Origin of the sequence: Fibrobacter sp. UWR4 (assembly GCF_003149045.1) — a bacterium.
In the GTDB taxonomy this organism is placed as follows: domain Bacteria; phylum Fibrobacterota; class Fibrobacteria; order Fibrobacterales; family Fibrobacteraceae; genus Fibrobacter.
Genome location: NZ_QGDU01000011.1, coordinates 32,416 through 50,646, shown reverse-complemented (window position 1 = coordinate 50,646; position 18,231 = coordinate 32,416). Strand labels below are relative to the sequence as shown.

The 18,231-nt window shown below is 50.1% G+C and carries 12 protein-coding genes and 1 tRNA gene; 6 read left to right on the top strand and 7 right to left on the bottom strand.

The window, feature by feature from the left end; all coding sequences use genetic code 11:
- The first annotated feature begins 42 nt into the window (after positions 1 to 42).
- Positions 43 to 762 carry a TatD family hydrolase gene (locus BGX12_RS06120; RefSeq protein ID WP_109735209.1) on the top strand — a complete coding sequence of 240 codons (720 nt, stop codon included), beginning with the start codon at positions 43 to 45 and terminating at the stop codon, positions 760 to 762.
- A 72-nt stretch (positions 763 to 834) separates the two neighbouring features.
- On the opposite strand, the gene mfd is transcribed toward BGX12_RS06120, so the two are convergent.
- A complete protein-coding gene (gene mfd / locus BGX12_RS06115) occupies positions 835 to 4,227 on the bottom strand; it encodes a transcription-repair coupling factor (protein ID WP_109735208.1) in 3,393 nt (1,130 codons plus the stop codon).
- 135 nt (positions 4,228 to 4,362) lie between these two features.
- On the opposite strand from mfd, the gene lexA reads away from it, so the two are divergent.
- Positions 4,363 to 5,073 carry a transcriptional repressor LexA gene (lexA, locus tag BGX12_RS06110; protein WP_109735207.1) on the top strand — a complete coding sequence of 237 codons (711 nt, stop codon included), beginning with the start codon at positions 4,363 to 4,365 and terminating at the stop codon, positions 5,071 to 5,073.
- 259 nt (positions 5,074 to 5,332) lie between these two features.
- On the opposite strand, the gene BGX12_RS06105 is transcribed toward lexA, so the two are convergent.
- Together BGX12_RS06105 and BGX12_RS06100 are read right to left on the bottom strand one after the other, a co-directional pair.
- Positions 5,333 to 6,475 carry a hypothetical protein gene (locus BGX12_RS06105; RefSeq protein WP_109735206.1) on the bottom strand — a complete coding sequence of 381 codons (1,143 nt, stop codon included), beginning with the start codon at positions 6,473 to 6,475 and terminating at the stop codon, positions 5,333 to 5,335.
- A 3-nt stretch (positions 6,476 to 6,478) separates the two neighbouring features.
- Positions 6,479 to 7,012, bottom strand: coding sequence for a peptidylprolyl isomerase (locus tag BGX12_RS06100; RefSeq protein ID WP_109735205.1), 534 nt, complete (start codon positions 7,010 to 7,012; stop codon positions 6,479 to 6,481).
- A gap of 157 nt (positions 7,013 to 7,169) precedes the next feature.
- Between BGX12_RS06100 and lepA the strand changes: the two genes are divergently transcribed.
- Together lepA and BGX12_RS06090 are read left to right on the top strand one after the other, a co-directional pair.
- Entirely contained in the window at positions 7,170 to 8,993 is a 1,824-nt protein-coding gene (gene lepA / locus BGX12_RS06095) for a translation elongation factor 4 (protein WP_109735204.1), read from the top strand.
- Positions 8,994 to 9,025: 32 nt separating this feature from the next.
- A complete protein-coding gene (locus tag BGX12_RS06090) occupies positions 9,026 to 10,210 on the top strand; it encodes a S26 family signal peptidase (protein ID WP_109735203.1) in 1,185 nt (394 codons plus the stop codon).
- A 135-nt stretch (positions 10,211 to 10,345) separates the two neighbouring features.
- Here BGX12_RS06090 and BGX12_RS06085 read toward each other — a convergent pair whose 3' ends face one another.
- Positions 10,346 to 12,142, bottom strand: coding sequence for a DUF1015 family protein (locus BGX12_RS06085; protein WP_233246282.1), 1,797 nt, complete (start codon positions 12,140 to 12,142; stop codon positions 10,346 to 10,348).
- Positions 12,143 to 12,254: 112 nt separating this feature from the next.
- Between BGX12_RS06085 and greA the strand changes: the two genes are divergently transcribed.
- Both greA and BGX12_RS06075 read left to right on the top strand, forming a co-directional pair.
- Positions 12,255 to 12,722, top strand: coding sequence for a transcription elongation factor GreA (gene greA, locus BGX12_RS06080; protein ID WP_109735201.1), 468 nt, complete (start codon positions 12,255 to 12,257; stop codon positions 12,720 to 12,722).
- A 212-nt stretch (positions 12,723 to 12,934) separates the two neighbouring features.
- A complete protein-coding gene (locus BGX12_RS06075) occupies positions 12,935 to 13,813 on the top strand; it encodes a TatD family hydrolase (RefSeq protein WP_109735200.1) in 879 nt (292 codons plus the stop codon).
- Positions 13,814 to 13,989: 176 nt separating this feature from the next.
- Here BGX12_RS06075 and BGX12_RS06070 read toward each other — a convergent pair whose 3' ends face one another.
- The 3 genes from BGX12_RS06070 to BGX12_RS06060 all read right to left on the bottom strand — a co-directional run bounded on the left by BGX12_RS06070 (position 13,990) and on the right by BGX12_RS06060 (position 18,138).
- Positions 13,990 to 15,963, bottom strand: coding sequence for a bifunctional diguanylate cyclase/phosphodiesterase (locus BGX12_RS06070; RefSeq protein WP_109735199.1), 1,974 nt, complete (start codon positions 15,961 to 15,963; stop codon positions 13,990 to 13,992).
- A 121-nt stretch (positions 15,964 to 16,084) separates the two neighbouring features.
- Positions 16,085 to 16,157, bottom strand: a tRNA-Glu gene (locus BGX12_RS06065).
- Positions 16,158 to 16,212: 55 nt separating this feature from the next.
- Positions 16,213 to 18,138 carry a peptidylprolyl isomerase gene (locus tag BGX12_RS06060; RefSeq protein ID WP_109735198.1) on the bottom strand — a complete coding sequence of 642 codons (1,926 nt, stop codon included), beginning with the start codon at positions 18,136 to 18,138 and terminating at the stop codon, positions 16,213 to 16,215.
- Positions 18,139 to 18,231: the final 93 nt, after the last annotated feature.

Genomic DNA, 18,231 nt, shown 5'->3' with positions numbered 1-18,231 from the left:
TTCGCCTGATTTATTGAATTTTTCATGGCTATATTGTAACCCATGTTCGATTTTCACCTCCATCTCGCCCGTTTTGAATCCTCCCGAGCCTTGGCAAAGGGACTTTTGGACGCCGGAGTGAATTTTAACACCATCGCCTGTGAACCCTGGGAATGGGAAAAGACCCTTGAACTGATGGACGAGGGGCAGGACGCCCATTATGCATTCGGCATCCACCCCATGGTGGCATCGAAAATGACAGATCGGAACTTCTCGCAACTGGAAGAAATCCTCCGAGCCAATCCAGACACGGATGTGGGAGAATGCGGACTGGACAAGCGCTTTGAAGGGTATGAACCCGCAGGCACCCAGGAGCAAGTATTTAAAAGGCAAGTCCTACTGGCGCAGGAACTGAACCGTCCCCTGCACGTTCATTGCGTCGGGGATTACTCAAGAATCCTGCGTATCCTCCAGAATTGCACCTCCAATGCCAAGCAGCATGACCGTCCGGTTGTCCTCCATCGCTTTGGCGGAGACGTTTCCGTAGTCAAGTCTGCACTGAAAGCGCTTGGGCCGCAAGTCCTGTTCAGCCTACACGCAGACTCCTTCCGCAAGAAATCTACGGTGGCAGCGATCCAGGAAATCCCCGCCCAACAGGTACGTTTCGAAACCGACGCCGACGAAAGCTTTGCAGAAAAGTTCGGCAACTCGCCTGATGAAATCATCAAGCAACTTGAAGCGGTTCAAAACAATTACAAAGCCATAAACCCGAAAAACACCTAATAGAAAAGCTGATGCTGACATTCGTCAGCATGACGGCGGTTTGAAAGACATTCGCCAGCATGACATTTCCGGTTAGTTCTTCTTCTCGCCAATGCCAGCCAGCAGGGGATTCTTCGGCTGGATGGTTGCCGCCTGAGCCTTGATGACGGCGAAGGAACGGAACTGCTTGAGGGCGTTTTCCGCCAGAGTCTTCGGGGTACCCTTCCCCAGTTCGATAATGACCTGCATGGGAGATCCGGCAAGGATGCGCATGGGGAACAAAGCCAAGCCATACATCTCACTGATGATGCGAACATCGGGAGGCGGGAATTCCACGAAGGTGGCCGCCAGCATTCCCTTACGCTGCACAAGGCCTTGAATACGCAGACGACCTGCAAGGAGCCCCACTTCCGTTACCAGCAGGAGCATCTTTGCGGCATCGGGAACAGGACCGAAACGGTCCTCCAGTTCCTGGGCAATACTCTGGATTTCATCCGTATGGGTAATGCGTGCAATGCGCTGGTACATATCGATACGGGTAAGACCATCCTGAATGTAGTCTTCCGGCAGGTAGGCGTCCACGCCCAATTCCACACGAGTCTGGATTGGCTTTTCCACAGGACCGCCACGAAGCATTTCCACCGCTTCCTTCACCAGACGGACATAGGTTTCAAATCCCACTTCCGCAATGAAACCATGCTGTTCCTGTCCCAGCAGGTTACCTGCGCCACGGATTTCCAGGTCCCGCATGGCCAGCTGGTAGCCGCTACCCAAATCCGTAAACTGTTCCAGAGCTTTTAAGCGACGCATGGATTCCGCAGAAATTTCGTGCTTCGCAGGAACCACAAGGAGGGCCTTCGCCAGAACACTACTGCGCCCCACACGACCGCGCATCTGGTACAGTTGGCTTATGCCAAAGTGATGGGCATTCATGATAATGATGGTGTTCGCATTGGGAACATCCAAACCGGATTCAATAATGCTGGTACTGATCAGGATATCAAACTTCTTGGACAGGAAAGCGTCCATGGCGTTTTCAAGATCGCGGTCATCCATCTGGCCATGAGCCACGCCGATGGTGGCGTTAGGAACCAGTGCCTCGATTTCGTCTGCCAGAGTGTAAATGCTATGAACGCGATCGTTGACGATAAACACCTGGCCGCCACGGGCAAGTTCATCCAGAATGGCATTCTTGATGACCTCATCATCACGTTTCATGAGGGTGGTTTCCACCGGGAGGCGGTTAATAGGCGGAGTGTTTATGAGGGAGATGTCGCGGACACCTGTCATACTCAAATGGAGGGAACGAGGGATAGGCGTAGCACTCATGCTGAGGGAGTCCACCGTAAGGCGCAACTCCCGGAGTTTTTCCTTCTGCTTCACGCCAAACTTCTGTTCTTCATCGATGATGAGAAGGCCCAAGTCCTTGAACTTGTTCTTTTCGGAAAGCAGTGCGTGAGTTCCTATGAGGATATCGATTTTACCTTCTTCCGCCTGCTTGAAAATATCCTTCTTTTCCTTGGCAGTCTTGTATCGATTCACAAGTGCGATATTCACGCCAAAACCTGCGAAGCGGTCCATGAAGTTCTCGTAATGCTGGGCGGCCAAAATGGTGGTAGGTACCAGAAGGGCCACTTGCTTCTTGCTGACCACGCACTTGAAGGCAGCACGCATTGCCACTTCCGTCTTGCCGAACCCCACATCGCCACAGACCAGACGGTCCATAGGACGACGGCTTTCCATATCCTGCTTGATTTCCGCAGTAGCCTTTACCTGGTCCGGCGTCGGTTCGTATTCAAAAGCTTCCTCGAATTCTACCTGAAGCTTACCATCGTGAGGGAACGCAAAACCTTCGATCATTTCGCGCTTAGCATACAGTTCCACCAGGTCGCGGGCGATCTGGATAACCTTCTGCTTCACACGCTTCTTCAGGTTTTCCCAACTCTTGCCGCCTAGCTTGTCAAGCTTAGGAGGTTCCTCTCCGTGGTCCAGACGTTCAATCTTCTGGAGATCCGCTACCGGGAATTTCAGGCGGTCGCCACCTTCGTATTCCAGGAGGGCACAGTCCACCATACCGCCATTCACTTCCACACGGACAAGGCCCAGGTACTTACCTACGCCATGATCTTCATGGGCCACAAAGTCCCCGCGATTGAGGGACTCGATCATCAAGGCTCCGGAAACAGAGCCGGACACCTTTCTCTTGCGGGTCTTATTGGAATGACGGTTAAAGATTCTCGTTTCCGTCAGGAAGGCGACATTGTCCTCTTCCAGCCAGAAACCTTCGGAAAGATTTCCCTGAATATATTCTTCGATGGGAAGGTCGCTAAAGACCTGCTTCAGTCGGTTGATACCGCCCGGCGTAGGAGCGACCACATAGACGGAGCCACCCGCTGCCGTAAATTCTTCAATCTGCTTCGCAACAGCATCCGTGCCGTTGGAAGAAAAATCCTGGACCCTGCAATGTAAGTCATGCCAGTTTCCATCTTCCACGTTGACTCGGGTCAAGTCCATGGATGCGCGGCCCATAAAGCCCTTGGAAACCTCCCCCATCTTCAGCCAGATTTCGTTAGGAGGGATCGTATCGCTTTCGATCTGACGCAATTCCTGAAAGTCATTTTCGCATTTGAAGAAGTACTTGGTTGCCGTCTCGGAAAGTACGGAAAGCTCTTCAAAAACAATCGGGGCCTTAGGCAAATAGTCCAGCAGCGTATAGTCCAGTTTTTCGTACTTACCGCGCTTCCACCAAAGTCCTGCGTTTTCGCCATTATAGGTCGCCAGTTCCCTTTCCGGGATTACAAATTCTCCCATAGGGAAAAGCTGTACGGAATTCATCTTTTCCACGGAACGCTGGCTGAAAATATCAAAGCTTCGGATAGATTCAATTTCGTCACCGAAGAATTCAATTCGGATGGGATGCGGGTACAGAAGGCAGTTGACGTCAACGATACAGCCGCGGATGGAGAATTCCCCGACACCGCTGACCACAGGCTGCTCCACAAAGCCATGGTCCATCAGCCAGGGGCGCAATGTGGAAGGTTCAAACACGTCACCCACTTTCAGGGTGCGGGAATTCTTCATGACGGATCCCGGAGCAGGCAGCCTCATGAGGAATGCGTCCAAAGGACAAACCGTAATGAAGGGAGATTCGTTACGTTCCAGATCCCTAAAGAATTTCAGGCGTTCTTCCAGGACACCTTCGAAAGGGACCTTCTTTTCGTAAGGCTTAAGACCGATGGAGGGCAGGAATCGTACAAAGTCCTCCCCTACCATGCTTTCCAAATTTTCGACCCAGGATTCCCCACTCTTGTAATCTTTTGCAATAATCAGGATGTGTTCCGGTTTCTGCTGGAAACGGACAGCCACCATCATGGCTGCCACCGGAATGGTAGTCCCATTGACGTGAATGGATTCGCCCTGGACATTCTTGAACAGGGACAGAGACGGAGAATGGGTAAAAGTTAAAAATTCAGAAAGTGAATCCATAAAAGCAAAGATAGAAACATAAAATTGAAGTCAAGTCGACAAAAACAAAAAAGTTACTTTTTGTGCAGTGAAAGTATTGACAATTGCCCAAGAGTGCACTATATTTATTATCGTAAAAAATTAACGAGGTACAAGATGGAAAAACCGAATATTATCAGTCCCGCTTTCGATCGCGAAGTTGAAAACGATACTTATAGCGACGCAAGCCCCCGCAAGGAACTGACCAAGCGTCAGGAAGAAATCCTGGAATACATCAAGAAGTATTCCAAGGAAAATCGTATGCCGCCTACCGTCCGCGAAATCGGCAACCATTTCGAAATTTCCTCCACCAATGGCGTTCGCTCCATTCTTGCAGCCCTCATCAAGAAGGGTTACATCAACCGTTCTCCCCGCCTGAGCCGCGGTATCGAAATTGTGGCCAACGGTAACGAAGAAGTCAAGGATATCGCCCCCAGCAACACTATCGAAATTCCTATCGTCGGTCGCGTTGCCGCAGGTACTCCCATCCTGGCAGTTCAGAACCTGGAAGGCACCGTCACCATTGACCGCGACTTCCTGGCTTGCCGTACCGACGTGTTCGCCCTCCGCGTGAAGGGCGACTCCATGATCAACGCAGGAATCTTTGATGGCGACCTGGTATTTGCCCGTCAGCAGAAGACTGCTGATCGCGGTGAAATCATCGTTGCCCAGGTGGATAACGAAGCAACCGTCAAGTATTACCATCCGGCCCCCACCCATGTGGAACTGCGCCCCGCCAACCCGACCTACAGTCCCATCATCGTCAAAAAGGATAAGGATTTCTCCATCGCAGGTCGCGTCATCGGCGTCATGCGCAAGATCAACTAGTTTCTAGTTTATCTAAAAAACTTGTACCATTTAAAACAAAAGAAGACGGGCCAAAACCCGTCTTTCTTTTTTTTTGCAGAAACAATCTTTTTAAAAAGAAGTTTTTTCTGCGATAATGTTCTAACCTGCTTGCGCGTCGGCCTAGGATGGGGAGGGTGCGGGAGGGGCCCGTGCGGCCTTCGCAACTCCGAGCTTGGGCCCCGCCCGCCTTTAAGCGAGCGTAAGCGCAGCTTCATTAGTAGACTCGCAAAGCGAGTCCTTAATCATCCATATCGGCGAGATCTTCTTCAGCTTCCTTCAGATCGTCTGCATCCGGACCCATGATTTCATCATCTTCTTCGTCCAGGGAGTCACCGCCCAGGGCGCCCAGCTGGTATTCCACCTTACGGGCTTCCTTGGACTGGCCAAGCTTAAGGATCATAGCGCATTCTTCGCAGTAGCCCAGGTGCTTGTCCACCCAGAATTCCGGGGACACAAGGTTACGGTTACAACGAGTACACATCTGGGTCGCAGCTTCGCGTTCGAAGGCAAGATTCTGTTCTTCCAGTTCCTTCAAGATACGTTCGGTCAATTCTTCCTGAGTTTCTTCAGCAAGAGAACTCTTACGACGGATAGAAGCGGTGGGCTTCATTTCCAGATTCTTCATTTCAGAAGACATCTTCTTCTTGTTGGAACGGTCTTCCTGTTCATCCACTTCGACGAACATGATAGACTTGGACAGTTTCTTTACGCCTTCCAGGAGGACTGCATAATCGTAATCGTTAGCAGGCTTCCCTTCCTTTGCAACCTTAGTTTCAGCGTCGTTTACCTTTTTACTCTTTGCAGCAGTTTCTACAGGAGCGGCTTCAACAACCTTTTCAACTTCAGTGGCGACATCCTGCTTGGGAGCCTTAGCCTTGGAAGCCTTTGCAGAAGCCTTTTCAACCGGTTTCTCTACAGGCTTCTCTGCAGCCTTTACAGCCTTGGCCTTAGCCTTGGCTTCCACTTCCTTAACGGACTTTGTGGCCTTGGGAGCTTCCTTTACAGGAGCATCCTTCTTGACAGGCTTTGCTGCAGCCTTAGGTGCAGGCTTTGCGGCGGCCTTAGGTGCAGCCTTTGCAGGAGCTTCCTTCTTGGCAGGTTTTGCAGCAGCCTTAGGTGCAGGCTTTGCAACAACCTTTGCAGCAGTTTTTGCCTTTGCGGTAACCTTGGTTTCCTTTGCAGCAGCCTTAGGTGCAGGCTTCTTGGCTGCACTAGCGGTGGCAGTCTTTGCTGCGGGCTTCTTTTCAGGAGCCTTAGCCTTTGCGGCAGGCTTCTTTTCAGCTGCCTTTGCAGGCTTTGCTGCGGCCTTGGAAGCGGGCTTTGCAGCAGGCTTCTTAGCAGCAGTCTTGGTTTCCTTTGTCGATGCTTTCTTAGAACTCATAGGTTACTTCTTTTCCACAATTTTGATGTTTATAATGGGATCGTTCTGCTCGATACGGCAGACCACATCCAGACCCTTAATGACCTTACCAAAGACAGAGTGCTTTCCGTCCAGGTGGTGTTGCGGCGTCTGGGTGATGAAAAACTGGGAGCCATTAGTGTTAGGTCCACGGTTCGCCATGGAGATAACACCTTCCTCGTGGGTCAGCTTGCTGAATTCATCCTTGAAGGTGTAATCAGGGCCACCTTGTCCATTCCCTTTAGGGTCACCCCCCTGAATCATGAAACCGGGAATGACGCGATGGAAAGTCAGGCCATCATAGAACCCGCTATTCGCAAGTTCTACAAAATTCGCAACTGTGTTGGGAGCGGACTTGAAATCCAGGGAAAGGACAATCTCTCCTTCGTGGGTTTGAATAGTGGCTTCGATTTCCTTAATGCCGGAATAATCCTTATCAAAGGTCTTGACCTTTGCACAGCTTACGGAAACAAGGCCGCTTAATAAAGCCGCAAACAATAGTTTTTTAACGATTTTCATAGATCCTATTATGTAATCGTATTTAAGATTCAATTTGTAAACAGAATATAGATTTTTTAGAAACGTTCTATTGTCAACCCTCCCCCAATTAGAGCGCATTTTTCCAACATTCTTGCACCATTTTCTATATTTACCGCAAAAATTATAACGGGACAATATGGCTCAAAACGACAATATCAGAAACTTTAGCATTATCGCTCACATCGACCACGGTAAATCTACCCTGGCAGACCGTATGATTGAGCTTACCAAGACAGTTTCTAAGAACGAAATGATGAACCAGCTCCTGGACGACATGGACCTGGAGCGCGAACGCGGCATTACCATCAAGGCACATGCCATCCGTATGGTGTACGAACGGGACGGCAAGGAATACATCCTGAACATGATCGACACCCCGGGGCATGTGGACTTTACATACGAAGTGAGCCGTTCCCTGGCCGCATGCGAAGGTGCCATCCTGGTGGTGGACGCAAGCCAGGGCATCGAAGCCCAGACTCTCTCTAACTTGTATCTGGCTATCGAAAACAACCTGGAAGTCATTCCCGTTTTGAACAAAGTAGATTTGCCGGGCGCTCAGCCCGACCATTTCGCCCAGATGATTGGCGACCTGCTGGGTTACGACCCGGATAAGATTCCCCGCATTTCTGCAAAGACCGGCCTGAACGTGGAACAGGTTCTGGACAAGATCGTAGACGAAATCCCCGCCCCCCAGGGCGAATCCGACAAGCCTCTGAAGGCTTTGATTTTCGACTCTGTCTACGATTCCTACCGCGGCGTGATCAACTACATCCGTATTGTAGAAGGCACCCTGAAGCCCGGCATGAAAATCCGCATGATGAAGACCGGCGGTGAATACATGGTCACCGAAGTGGGTACTTTCAGCATGCGTCGTGATCCCAAGCCGGAACTGACCGCAGGCATGGTAGGCTATGTGCTTGCCAACGTGAAGACCATTAGCGACGTAAAGATCGGCGATACCTTGACCGATGCTGCAAATCCTGCCGCAGAACCGCTGCCCGGCTACAAGGATATCCTCCCCATGATCTACTCCGGTATCTACCCCATCAATCCGGAAGATTACAAGGATTTGCGCGAAGCCCTCGAAAAGCTGCGCCTGAACGACTCCGCCCTCACCTGGGAACCGGAAACTTCCGAAGCACTTGGCTTTGGTTTCCGTACAGGCTTCTTGGGACTTCTGCACATGGAAATCGTGCAGGAACGCCTGGACCGCGAATTTAACGTGGACATCATCACTACCGTTCCCAACGTGGAATACCACGTCTACATGAGCGATGGCGAAATGATCAAGATTGAAAGCCCCAGCAAGCTTCCCGACGCCAGCCGCTACGACCACATTGAAGAACCCTATGTAAAGGCTCAAATCTTTACGCCCAAAGAATTCGTGGGCGCCCTCATGACTCTCTGCGACGAAAAGCGTGGCGAATTCGAGACCATGGAATACCTGGACGAAACCAAGTGCATCTTGAAATACAACCTGCCCCTGGCAGAAATCATGTTCGACTTCTATGACCGTCTCAAGTCCGTGAGCCGCGGTTACGCAGGTCTGGATTACGCCCCCATGGGCTACCGCCAGAACAACCTGGTGAAGCTGGACATTCTTTTGAACGGTGATCCGGTGGACGCATTCTCCGTGATTATTCATCGCGAAAAGGCCCATACCTACGCCAACGCCATCTGCGTGAAGCTGAAGGACCTCATTCCCCGTCAGCAGTTCGACGTGGCCATCCAGGGTGCCATCGGCGGAAAGATCATCAGCAGAAGCACCGTAAAGGCTGTCCGTAAGGACGTGCTTGCCAAGTGCTATGGCGGTGACATCACCCGTAAGCGCAAGCTCCTGGAAAAGCAGAAGGAAGGTAAGAAGCGCATGAAGAGCATCGGCTCCGTGGAAGTGCCCCAGAAGGCATTCCTCGCTGTGCTCAGCCTCTCTGATAATTCCTCTGGCGGTGGCGAAGACTAATCGCTATCGGGTTAGCAGAAAGAACAAGGCATATGGCATTCTCCCTGAAGCAGAAGCTGAAGAGACTTCACCGCAAAAACTCCAAGCGGCACGTTTTTGCGCTGTTCTTTGTGCTTCTCGTCTTTCTGGGAGTATCCTGCGTCGCTCGCTATTACGCCTTTGTTCCCCTGCGCCTCATGGACACCTCCATGGCTCCAGATTTCAAGGAGCGTTCTGTCATCTGGATGTGCAAACTTCCCAATTGCCTTATCAACTTCAAAGAAGGCGATGTCGTACTGGAAAGCAGGCCGGGCAACGAAAACTTGATCCGGAAAATCCTAGGCCAGCCCGGAGATACAATCCAGATTAACGACAAAGGTCAGGTAACGACACCACGAAAAAAATTCAAATGGAAAAATGAAGATTCATTTATCCAGAGTAGATCTTTTTACGTACCGAAGGCCGGTGACACCCTTCAATTCCAGGATTTAAACGATGTGGAACAGGACTACGTTATCGCCTACCTCCGCGATAAAGGCCAGCATATTGTCGTAAAAACAACCCTTTGGCAAGGCGAACATGAAATCGGCCTGGATCGTGTAGGCGCAACAAAAATAGCCAATCGACAGGTCAGCTTGAACGAAATAGATTTCCTTCCCTGGCAGGATCGTTTCCTCATCGAAACCCAGATTCGTCAAGATGAACCTGGAAACGCCCCCATTTCCCTAAGACGCAAGATTTTCCGCGGAACCAAGAAAATCATTCCCCAGGCACCTTCAATTTCCAAGGACACCCTGACTCAAGACTCTCTTCACAAGGATTCAATCGCCAAACAGGATTCCATAGCCCAGGAATCTGTAGACACGACAAAAACTCAAGTGGTGGAAGAAATCATCGAGCCCATCACCACCATCGTCATCGAGGACGACTGCTACTATCTGGTGTGCAGTAAAGGAGACCACTGCCCCGACTCTCGTGAGTCCGGTTATGTGACAGCGGACAAAATCTCTGGAAGCATTATGGAAACACCCACCAAAATCCAGAACGGAGTCATCGTTCCTGCCATCAGAAAGATCCAGACCGCAGCAAGACTGGCTTCGGAAACATTCAGCCAGGCCATAAATGCAGTGACGGAATGGTTTAATTCCAGCGAAGAGCCCGAGGAAGAAACTTCCAAAGAAACTAAGCCCGCAAAATTACCTAAGCCTGTGATGAAAAAAGAATCCAATCAAAAATAAGGTTCTTCCAGTCACTAGCGGATCAGTCCCGCAGATTATCTTAAAGAATACAAGAAAGGCGTCTAGAAATCTAGACGCCTTCCCTATTTGCATAGCTACTGTTTTAAGGTAGCTTCAGCAGATTCTATTTCTGCATTAATCCAAGGTATGAACCAGGAGACCGTCGCGGAGCTTGGGTTCGAACCAGGTGCTCTTGGGCGGCATGATTTCGCCAGCGTCGGCGATGTTCATGAGCTGATCCAAGGTGGTCGGGTACATAGCAAATGCGCAAGTGCATTCGCCGCTATCGACGCGCTTTACCAGTTCGCCGAGACCACGGATACCACCGACGAAGTCGATGTTCTTGGAGGTACGAGGATCGTCCACATCAAAGAGCGGCTTGAGGATGAGCTTCTGGAGGAGAGCCACGTCGAGGCTGTCTACCGGGCCGAGATTCTTCAAGTACTGAGCCTTGAAGGTGCAAGCATACCACTTGCCGCCCATGTAGAAGTTGACCTGGTTCTGCTTTGCCGGGCTCTGCATTTCTGCGAGAGGAGCAATGTCGAAAACCTTTTCCATTTCAGCCATGAGCTGTTCCGGAGTACGGCCGTTCAGAGACTTGAGAACGCGGTTGTAGTCCAGGATCTTCAGCTGGGTGCTGGGGAACAGGATTGCGAGATAGCGGTTGAATTCTTCTTCACCAGTGTAGGTGCCAGCCTTCTTGGCTTCTTCAGCGCGGAAGCTTGCAGCGCGAGCGCCTGCAGCACTACGGTGGTGACCGTCCGCGATGTAGCTAACGGGAACAGCTTCGAAAGCCTTGCGGATAGCGGCAATCTTAGCGTCGTCTTCGATAACCCACACGGTGTGGCCAAAGCCATCAGCTTCGGTAACGAAGTCATAGGTGGGAGCAGTCTTGATCACGTCAGCCAGCAATGCGAACTGACCTTCGTCGCGGTAGGTCAGGAACACCGGACCGGTGTTGGCGTTGGTGCCGAGAACGTGGCGGAGACGGTCTTCTTCCTTGTCGGCGCGGGTAAGTTCGTGCTTCTTGATGGTGCCATCGAAATAGTCAGCAGCCGGAACGCAGCAAACGAGACCGTACTGTTCACGACCATTCATGGTCTGGCGATAAATGTAGAGGCAATCCTTCTTGTCGTAAGCGATAACGCCATCAGCAATCATCTTGTCCAGGTTTGCACGAGCGTGTGCATAAACCTTGGGATCATATGCATCCAGGTTGTCGTCCAGTTCCAGTTCGGAACGGGTAACGCGGAGGTAGGAGTGAGGAAGGCCCTGAGCCATTTCCTTGGCTTCAGCGCGGTTCATCACGTCGTACGGGAGAGCGGAGATGTTCTTGGCTTCGGCGGGATCAACCGGGCGAAGGGCCTTGAACGGGTAGATGTGCATCATAGGTTTTCCTTTGTTGCGTGATTCTTTGATTAAAACTTCGTCTTCTGAAATCAGGTTGTGAATAAAACCGTTCTTCTTGGCGATCCACTTTCTTCGACGGTGACTCACAACGAAATAAGCTAGAAAGAAAAAGATAACGCCACCAATGGCAGCCACGATGGTAATGCCAATAAGGAAGGCGATTAAATGGTCCGGAGCATTCAGCGCCAAGTTCTTGACGACCGTTACGCAGTTCTTGAAAGAAAGCCCTTCCATTTCCGACAGGAAGTCAAAATTAATCTTATCGGGATTAACAATCTTGCAGCCGATAAAATATCCGGACGGGTAAAAAATGCCAAACTGGGTAAAGGGGTTGGCCACAAAGGAGGATACCACCCCAGGAACCTTAGGCAACTTGAAAAGAGCACAGAATGCTACCGTCAGAATAATCGCTACGCCGATGGTAGGCCAAATTCCGATAAAAACGCCTGCAAAGACAGACCAGGCTACACGGATAGCGTCCTGATTCTTTGGGAACATGCGATTGTAGTAAATGCGACTCAATCGCTTATACTTCGATTCCCGCCTTCTTTTAGGTAGCTTATCCAATACGCTCATACAAAGCCAAAGATAGCAAAAATTTACAAGGGACAGTGTATTTTTCTACATTTAGGGTATGAAACACCTTATTTCAAAAGAAGGCTTCGAGAAGTTCAAGGCCGAGTGGGAACAGCTCAAGTATGTGGAGCGCCCCGCCATGATCAACCAGGTCCAGGCAGCCGCTGCCGAAGGGGACCGCAGTGAAAACGCCGCCTATACCTACGGCCGCATGAGAGTCCGTGAAATTGACCGCCGCCTCCGCGAGCTGGACCGCATTCTGGACGGTGCGCAAGTCGTGGAAAGCATGGCATCCGACGACGGTTCCATCCGCTTTGGCGCAACCATCAAGCTGAAAGACATCAAGACCAAGCGCGAAAAGACCTACCAGATTGTGGGTGACAAGGAAATCGACCCTCTCCAGGGCAAAATCAGCATGAAATCCCCCGTGGGAGAAGCCCTTATGGGCAAAAAACAGGGTGAACAGGTTCAAGTCCAGGCCCCCCGCGGCACCATCACCTACGAAATCGTGGAAGTGAGTTACTAGAGATTAGAAATTAGAGGCTAGAGATTAAAGGGTAGAGAGACTAGAAACTAGGGATGTCGAGAATACTCCGTAAGAACAATTAAAGATGAAACTATCTAGAAATCACAAACACTCACATCCAGACGCCCTAACCCCTAGAACCTAGCCCCTAACCCCTAAAATCCCCTAGACCCTAGACCCTAGCCTCTAAAATCCCCTAACCCCTAAAAATTATGTTTATCGATTCCCATTGCCATCTGGATGCCTACGAGGAATACTCTGGCGAAAAACTAGACGATTTGTTTGCACGCCTGCAGGCCGCAACGGATGCCGCCCGAGTGGACGCATCCTACCCTATCCCCGACCTAAGCAGCCAAAAGAGCTGGAGCAGTTCCAAGTCCGACGCACCGGACCCCAATGTGAGAATGCCGGAGGCATTTATCCATGTGGCCTGCGACCCCAAGGACCTGGACCGCGGTGTGGAACTGATCGAGAAATACAACTTCGTCTATGGAGCCTTTGGAATCCATCCCGAATACGTAAGCGTAACCACCCCGGAAGACGAAGCCCGAATTTCCGGACTTCTCAAGCACCCCAAGTGCGTGGCCTGCGGGGAAATTGGCCTGGATTACCACTACGGAGCCGACAAGAAGGCGGACCAGCGCAAACTTTTCGAGAGGCAGCTGACGATTGGTATCGAGTCAGGAAAGCCCCTAGTTTTCCACTTGAGAGAAGCAGATGAAGACGCTCTTGCGATTTTACGGAACGCCGATTTACACGACTGCAATATCCACGTACACTGCTTTACAGGCACTCCCGAATTTGTAGAAGAACTTCTGGCACTAGACGCCAACGTGTTCATCGGATTTACTGGCATCGTGACCTTCAAGAGCGCACAGAACGTTCGAGACGCCGCCATGCTGGTACCCTACAACCAGATCCTTCTGGAAACGGACTCCCCCTATATGGCCCCAGTTCCACACCGCGGGAAAACGTGCCATTCCGGATTTATACCCTATACCGCGCAAATGCTTGCGGATATTAAAAAGATTCCTATAGAAGAACTCTACAGGCAATGCAGGGAGAACACTAGGAAGTGTTACGGAGTATAAAGACGCAAGGGGTTTCACCCCTTGGAACCCCAACAAAAGACTGCGCCTTTATAGGCATAAGCCTATTCAGCTTGTCTTTTATGTTTGGGTGGGAGTAAACTCCCTACTCAAACGATGTTAATATATTCAACCTAATTGCTTATGGAAAAAGGCTCGCGATAGCGAGCCCTTTTGTTTTAAGCATTTACTGTAGCGGGAGTATAATGTTCCTTCATATACTCCAGAGCGTCGTCGGGCGTCAAGGGCCTGCTGAAGTAGAAACCTTGAATCAGGCGGCAGCCTTCGTTTCTTAAAAATTCAAGCTGTTCTTCCGTTTCAACGCCTTCCGCAATAAGGTCCAGGTCCATACTCTTAGCGATACCCACCACCATGCGTGCGAAGGAAGCATCTTCTTCGTCATCCGCCACATGATCGATGAAGGACTTATCCATCTTCAAGGTATGAATCGGATAACGCTTCAGGTAAGAAAGGCTACTGTAACCCGTACCGAAGTCGTCAATGGAAATCTGGAGTCCCATACCGGAAAGAGCCTTCATGATTTCAATGGTCTTTTCCGCTTCGCACATGGCGGTGTATTCCGTAATTTCCAATTTCAAATTACGGGGATTAATTTCAGTTTCCTGGAGGACCTGCTTTACATCTTCCACCATGTTGTCCAGAGCAAACTGTTTGGCAGAGAAGTTTACGGCCACCTGAATATCCTTGTAGCCCATGTCCACCCACTTCTTAGCCTGCATGCAAGCCATACGGAGGATCAAGGCACCCATAGGAATAATCAAGCCAGTCTCTTCTGCAATAGGGATAAATTCTGCCGGAGAAATCACACCACGTTCAGCCTGATTCCAGCGAACCAGAGCTTCAAAACCAGCAACACGATTTCCATTGGAAATATCCACAATAGGCTGGTACAGCAATACGAATTCCTGGGCCTGTATTGCCCTGCGAATTTCGAATTCCAGTTTATAAAGCTTCATCACCTTTTCACGAATGCCACCACTGTAGAACTGGATTCCACCATGGTTCACGCTCTTCTTGATTTCGCGAAGACTTGCCGTAGCATTGGCAAGGATGTCTTCCACGCAGTCCACGTCGTGATTCAGGACCACAGACATGGAGGAACTGATATAGAGGGAACGGCCCTCCATTTGCATGGGCATTTTCACGGCGTTATGAATTCTGCGGACCACCGTCAGGACGTCATCATTATTATCATGAATACCATGAAGCACAATGGCGAAGACATCAGGACCAATACGGGCGATGGTATCATTGTTTCGGCACTGCGCCTTGATTCGTTCAGACACGATGCGAAGAACGCGATCACCCACATCGGTAGAATAGGAAGTATTAATTGCGCCAAAGCTATCAATATCCAGCAAGGCAACAGCAAAAATATAGTCGGGACGCTGATGGGCAATATCCACGTCAATCTTCAGTTTTTCCAGGAAAAACTTACGGTTATATACACCCGTCAAGGCATCCTGGTAAGCGTAGAAATAGTTCTGCTTTTCAGTAGCAATACGATCGGAATATTCATTGATCGCACCAATAATGCGGATAGGACGACCGTCCTCGTTCTTCTGGATATTGCCAGAAATCTGGAGGAACTGTTCCACGGAGTCCGTGTTCAGGACAGACACCTTAAGAGAGAAACTTTCCCCAGTTTCAAGAGCGATATTCATCACCTTCTTGAAGTTATCCCAGTCCGTTTCCACAATGCGGTCATGGAGAATGTCGAAGGAATCTCCCACCGTAAAGGTATCCGCAAGCAAGAGCTTTGCTGCTTTCTGGGACCAGTAAACCTTTCCCGTAACAACGTCAAATGTCCAGAAACCACTGGAAGAAACGTCTACCATCATCTTGAAAAGTTCATCCTTTTCAAGCAAGTCCTTCTGGAGGTCTCTTACATGGAATGCACCTGTAGCATGTTCTTCGATCTTTACATCTGTACGCATCTTCTTGGTACTTCCAATCATAGGGAAGCGATAAGCAAGTGCGACAGCAAGAACAATGACAATGGAAACAACGTAGGCAGCAACGAAAACCGGACTTACCGAGAGGAAAATCACCTCCGGCAAAAAGCCCGCGAAAAAGACGCATGCAACAATCAGCAGCAGTCTTAACGCAATTTTTCCGTCAAACAGTCTCATAGCACACCAATCCTACCCTAAAGATAACACTTTATTTTGGAATATGTTAAAATAAATTATCAAAAAGGCGTTTTTAAGCAAATAAAAAGAGCGATTCCTTGAAGAATCGCTCTTTTTTATATAGTGCCAGAGGGACTCGAACCCTCGTTGCCGGCGTGAGAGGCCAGTGTCCTAGACCACTAGACGATGGCACCGGAATGTTGCTTCATTAAGCGGGGCGTAATATAGCAACATTAAAGCGTTTTGTCATTAGTCCTTATAGAACAGATCCATGTTGTTCACAACCTTGGCAGAGTTCACCAGGTTAGAGGTGAAGTCATTGAACATCATAGACTGGTTCATGTTACGGGTGTTCTGCTGAGAAGCGATTTCCGCAGCGACTGCATCTTCTGCAGGAGCCTTCTTAGCAACGACCTTCAGCATCACAGCACCATTTTCGGTGGTGATCACATCGGACCATTCACCTTCCTTGGCATTCTTGAGAGCCTTGGCAATCACAACACTGCCGTAGCCGAAACCAGGAACATAGCCTTCAACAGAAGCGTTCTTCTTGTCCAGCTTGACCTTTTCGATTGCAACGTCAGTGGAGTCGAACTTAGCAGCCTTCACCTGGGCAGCAACGGAAGTCAGATAAGCAGCGGCAGCCTTAGCGGAAGCCTGCTGGAGAAGAACGTTCTTGATGCTTTCTGCATAGTAGTCCTGGCTACGAGCGCCAGCTTCCAGGTCAGCAACCTTCATAGCGACAACTGCGAAGTTTGCGTTTTCCATAATCGGGGAAACCTTGCTGGGTTCTTCCGGGAGGATTTCGTTGGGCCATGCATAGGAGCTGAGGCCCTTCAGGAAACCAACACCGGCAATGTTTTCGCCGCGGGAAATCCAGTTGGAAGTAGCAACCTGGAGGTTACGAGCTGCAGCAGCTTCTTCGAAGGACTTACCAGCGTCTACATCCTGCTTCACACCGTTAAGAACGCTCTTCAGGCTATCGATGGTCTGAGAGGAAGCGTTGATGCGGAGGAGAATGTGACCCACGTCAGCAAGAGTCTTGCCAGTGGAGTCAGTGGACTTGCTGTAGCACTTGATGATGTGGAAGCCATACTGAGTTGCAATGGGAGCGGAAATTGCACCGGAATCCAGAGCGAGAGCAGCCTGTTCAAATTCAGGAACGTAGAGACCGAGACCGGCGGGCTGATCCAGTTTGCCATCATTCTTAGCAGTACCCGGATCTTCGGAAGAGATGCGAGCCATTTCTTCGAAGGTGGTAGAGCTGTTGGTGTCAACGAGAACGTCGTAGATATTGGTCTTGGCATAATCAAGGATCTGAGCGATGTCACCATCGGTGGGCTTGATGGGGAGCATTGCATAAACGAACTTAGCCACATCCTTCTTTACATAGAAGCTGTCTGCGTGAGCGTTGTAGTAAGCAGCGACAGCAGCTTCGTCAACGGTCTTTTCGTCAGCGGAGAAGTCTGCGGAAGAGGCGACCGCCACCTGCAGTTCGTAGTCCGTCAGACGACGGTTTGCAGCCCACTTGGCTTCCAGGCTGGTGGAGTGAGCGCCTGCACCAACGAAAATCTGGAGCTGACGCATAGGAATGGTATTCTGAACGAACTGTTCTTCAAGTTCGCGGAGAGAAGGCCACTTGCCAGCATTGGGCTTCACCCAAGCTTCGTATGCTTCCTGGTTGAAGTTGGAGTCAGTAAGGAAGCTGGGAAGAGAGGCAACGTAAGCCTGGTAGCGCTGCATGAAGTCTTCCTGGGAAGTAGCCTGCTGCTGCATCATGCTGATACGAGCATTGACTTCCTGGGACATGTAGCTTGCCACAGCGTTGGGGTTGCGAACGAATTCGTTCACCACTTCAGGATCGGAAGCCTGGATACCAGCACCTGCATAGAGCTTTTCAAGAACGGTCTTGCGGACGAATTCATTGAAAACGCTGTTGCGGATCTGAGAGTACTGTTCGTCTTCAAGACGCTGTTCCTGAGCCTGAGCCTGGGAAGTGACTCTCTTGACCTGAGTTTCAAATTCGCCATAAGGGATGGATTCGTCGTTGACCACGCCTACCGGATGGCTCTGTGCGGTCTTGGGCACACGGTCCATGGCCAGAAGGCCAACTGCAATACCTGCAGCGAAGATTACAACAATCCACTTGGCTTTTTCATTAATCCACGTTAACATAGAGATGACTCCATTAAAATTTTGTCGGCGCAAAATGTAGTAAAATTTTCCTTTATATTTTATTTTACTTCTAGATAATGCCGAAATACGGCT

What these genes read in the sequence shown, in the direction of transcription:
- BGX12_RS06120 (WP_109735209.1), top strand. Translation starts at nt 43, where the DNA reads ATGTTCGATTTTCACCTCCATCTCGCCCGTTTTGAATCCTCCCGAGCC.
- mfd (WP_109735208.1), bottom strand. Translation starts at nt 4,227, where the DNA reads ATGGATTCACTTTCTGAATTTTTAACTTTTACCCATTCTCCGTCTCTG.
- lexA (WP_109735207.1), top strand. Translation starts at nt 4,363, where the DNA reads ATGGAAAAACCGAATATTATCAGTCCCGCTTTCGATCGCGAAGTTGAA.
- BGX12_RS06105 (WP_109735206.1), bottom strand. Translation starts at nt 6,475, where the DNA reads ATGAGTTCTAAGAAAGCATCGACAAAGGAAACCAAGACTGCTGCTAAG.
- BGX12_RS06100 (WP_109735205.1), bottom strand. Translation starts at nt 7,012, where the DNA reads ATGAAAATCGTTAAAAAACTATTGTTTGCGGCTTTATTAAGCGGCCTT.
- lepA (WP_109735204.1), top strand. Translation starts at nt 7,170, where the DNA reads ATGGCTCAAAACGACAATATCAGAAACTTTAGCATTATCGCTCACATC.
- BGX12_RS06090 (WP_109735203.1), top strand. Translation starts at nt 9,026, where the DNA reads ATGGCATTCTCCCTGAAGCAGAAGCTGAAGAGACTTCACCGCAAAAAC.
- greA (WP_109735201.1), top strand. Translation starts at nt 12,255, where the DNA reads ATGAAACACCTTATTTCAAAAGAAGGCTTCGAGAAGTTCAAGGCCGAG.
- BGX12_RS06075 (WP_109735200.1), top strand. Translation starts at nt 12,935, where the DNA reads ATGTTTATCGATTCCCATTGCCATCTGGATGCCTACGAGGAATACTCT.
- BGX12_RS06070 (WP_109735199.1), bottom strand. Translation starts at nt 15,963, where the DNA reads ATGAGACTGTTTGACGGAAAAATTGCGTTAAGACTGCTGCTGATTGTT.
- BGX12_RS06060 (WP_109735198.1), bottom strand. Translation starts at nt 18,138, where the DNA reads ATGTTAACGTGGATTAATGAAAAAGCCAAGTGGATTGTTGTAATCTTC.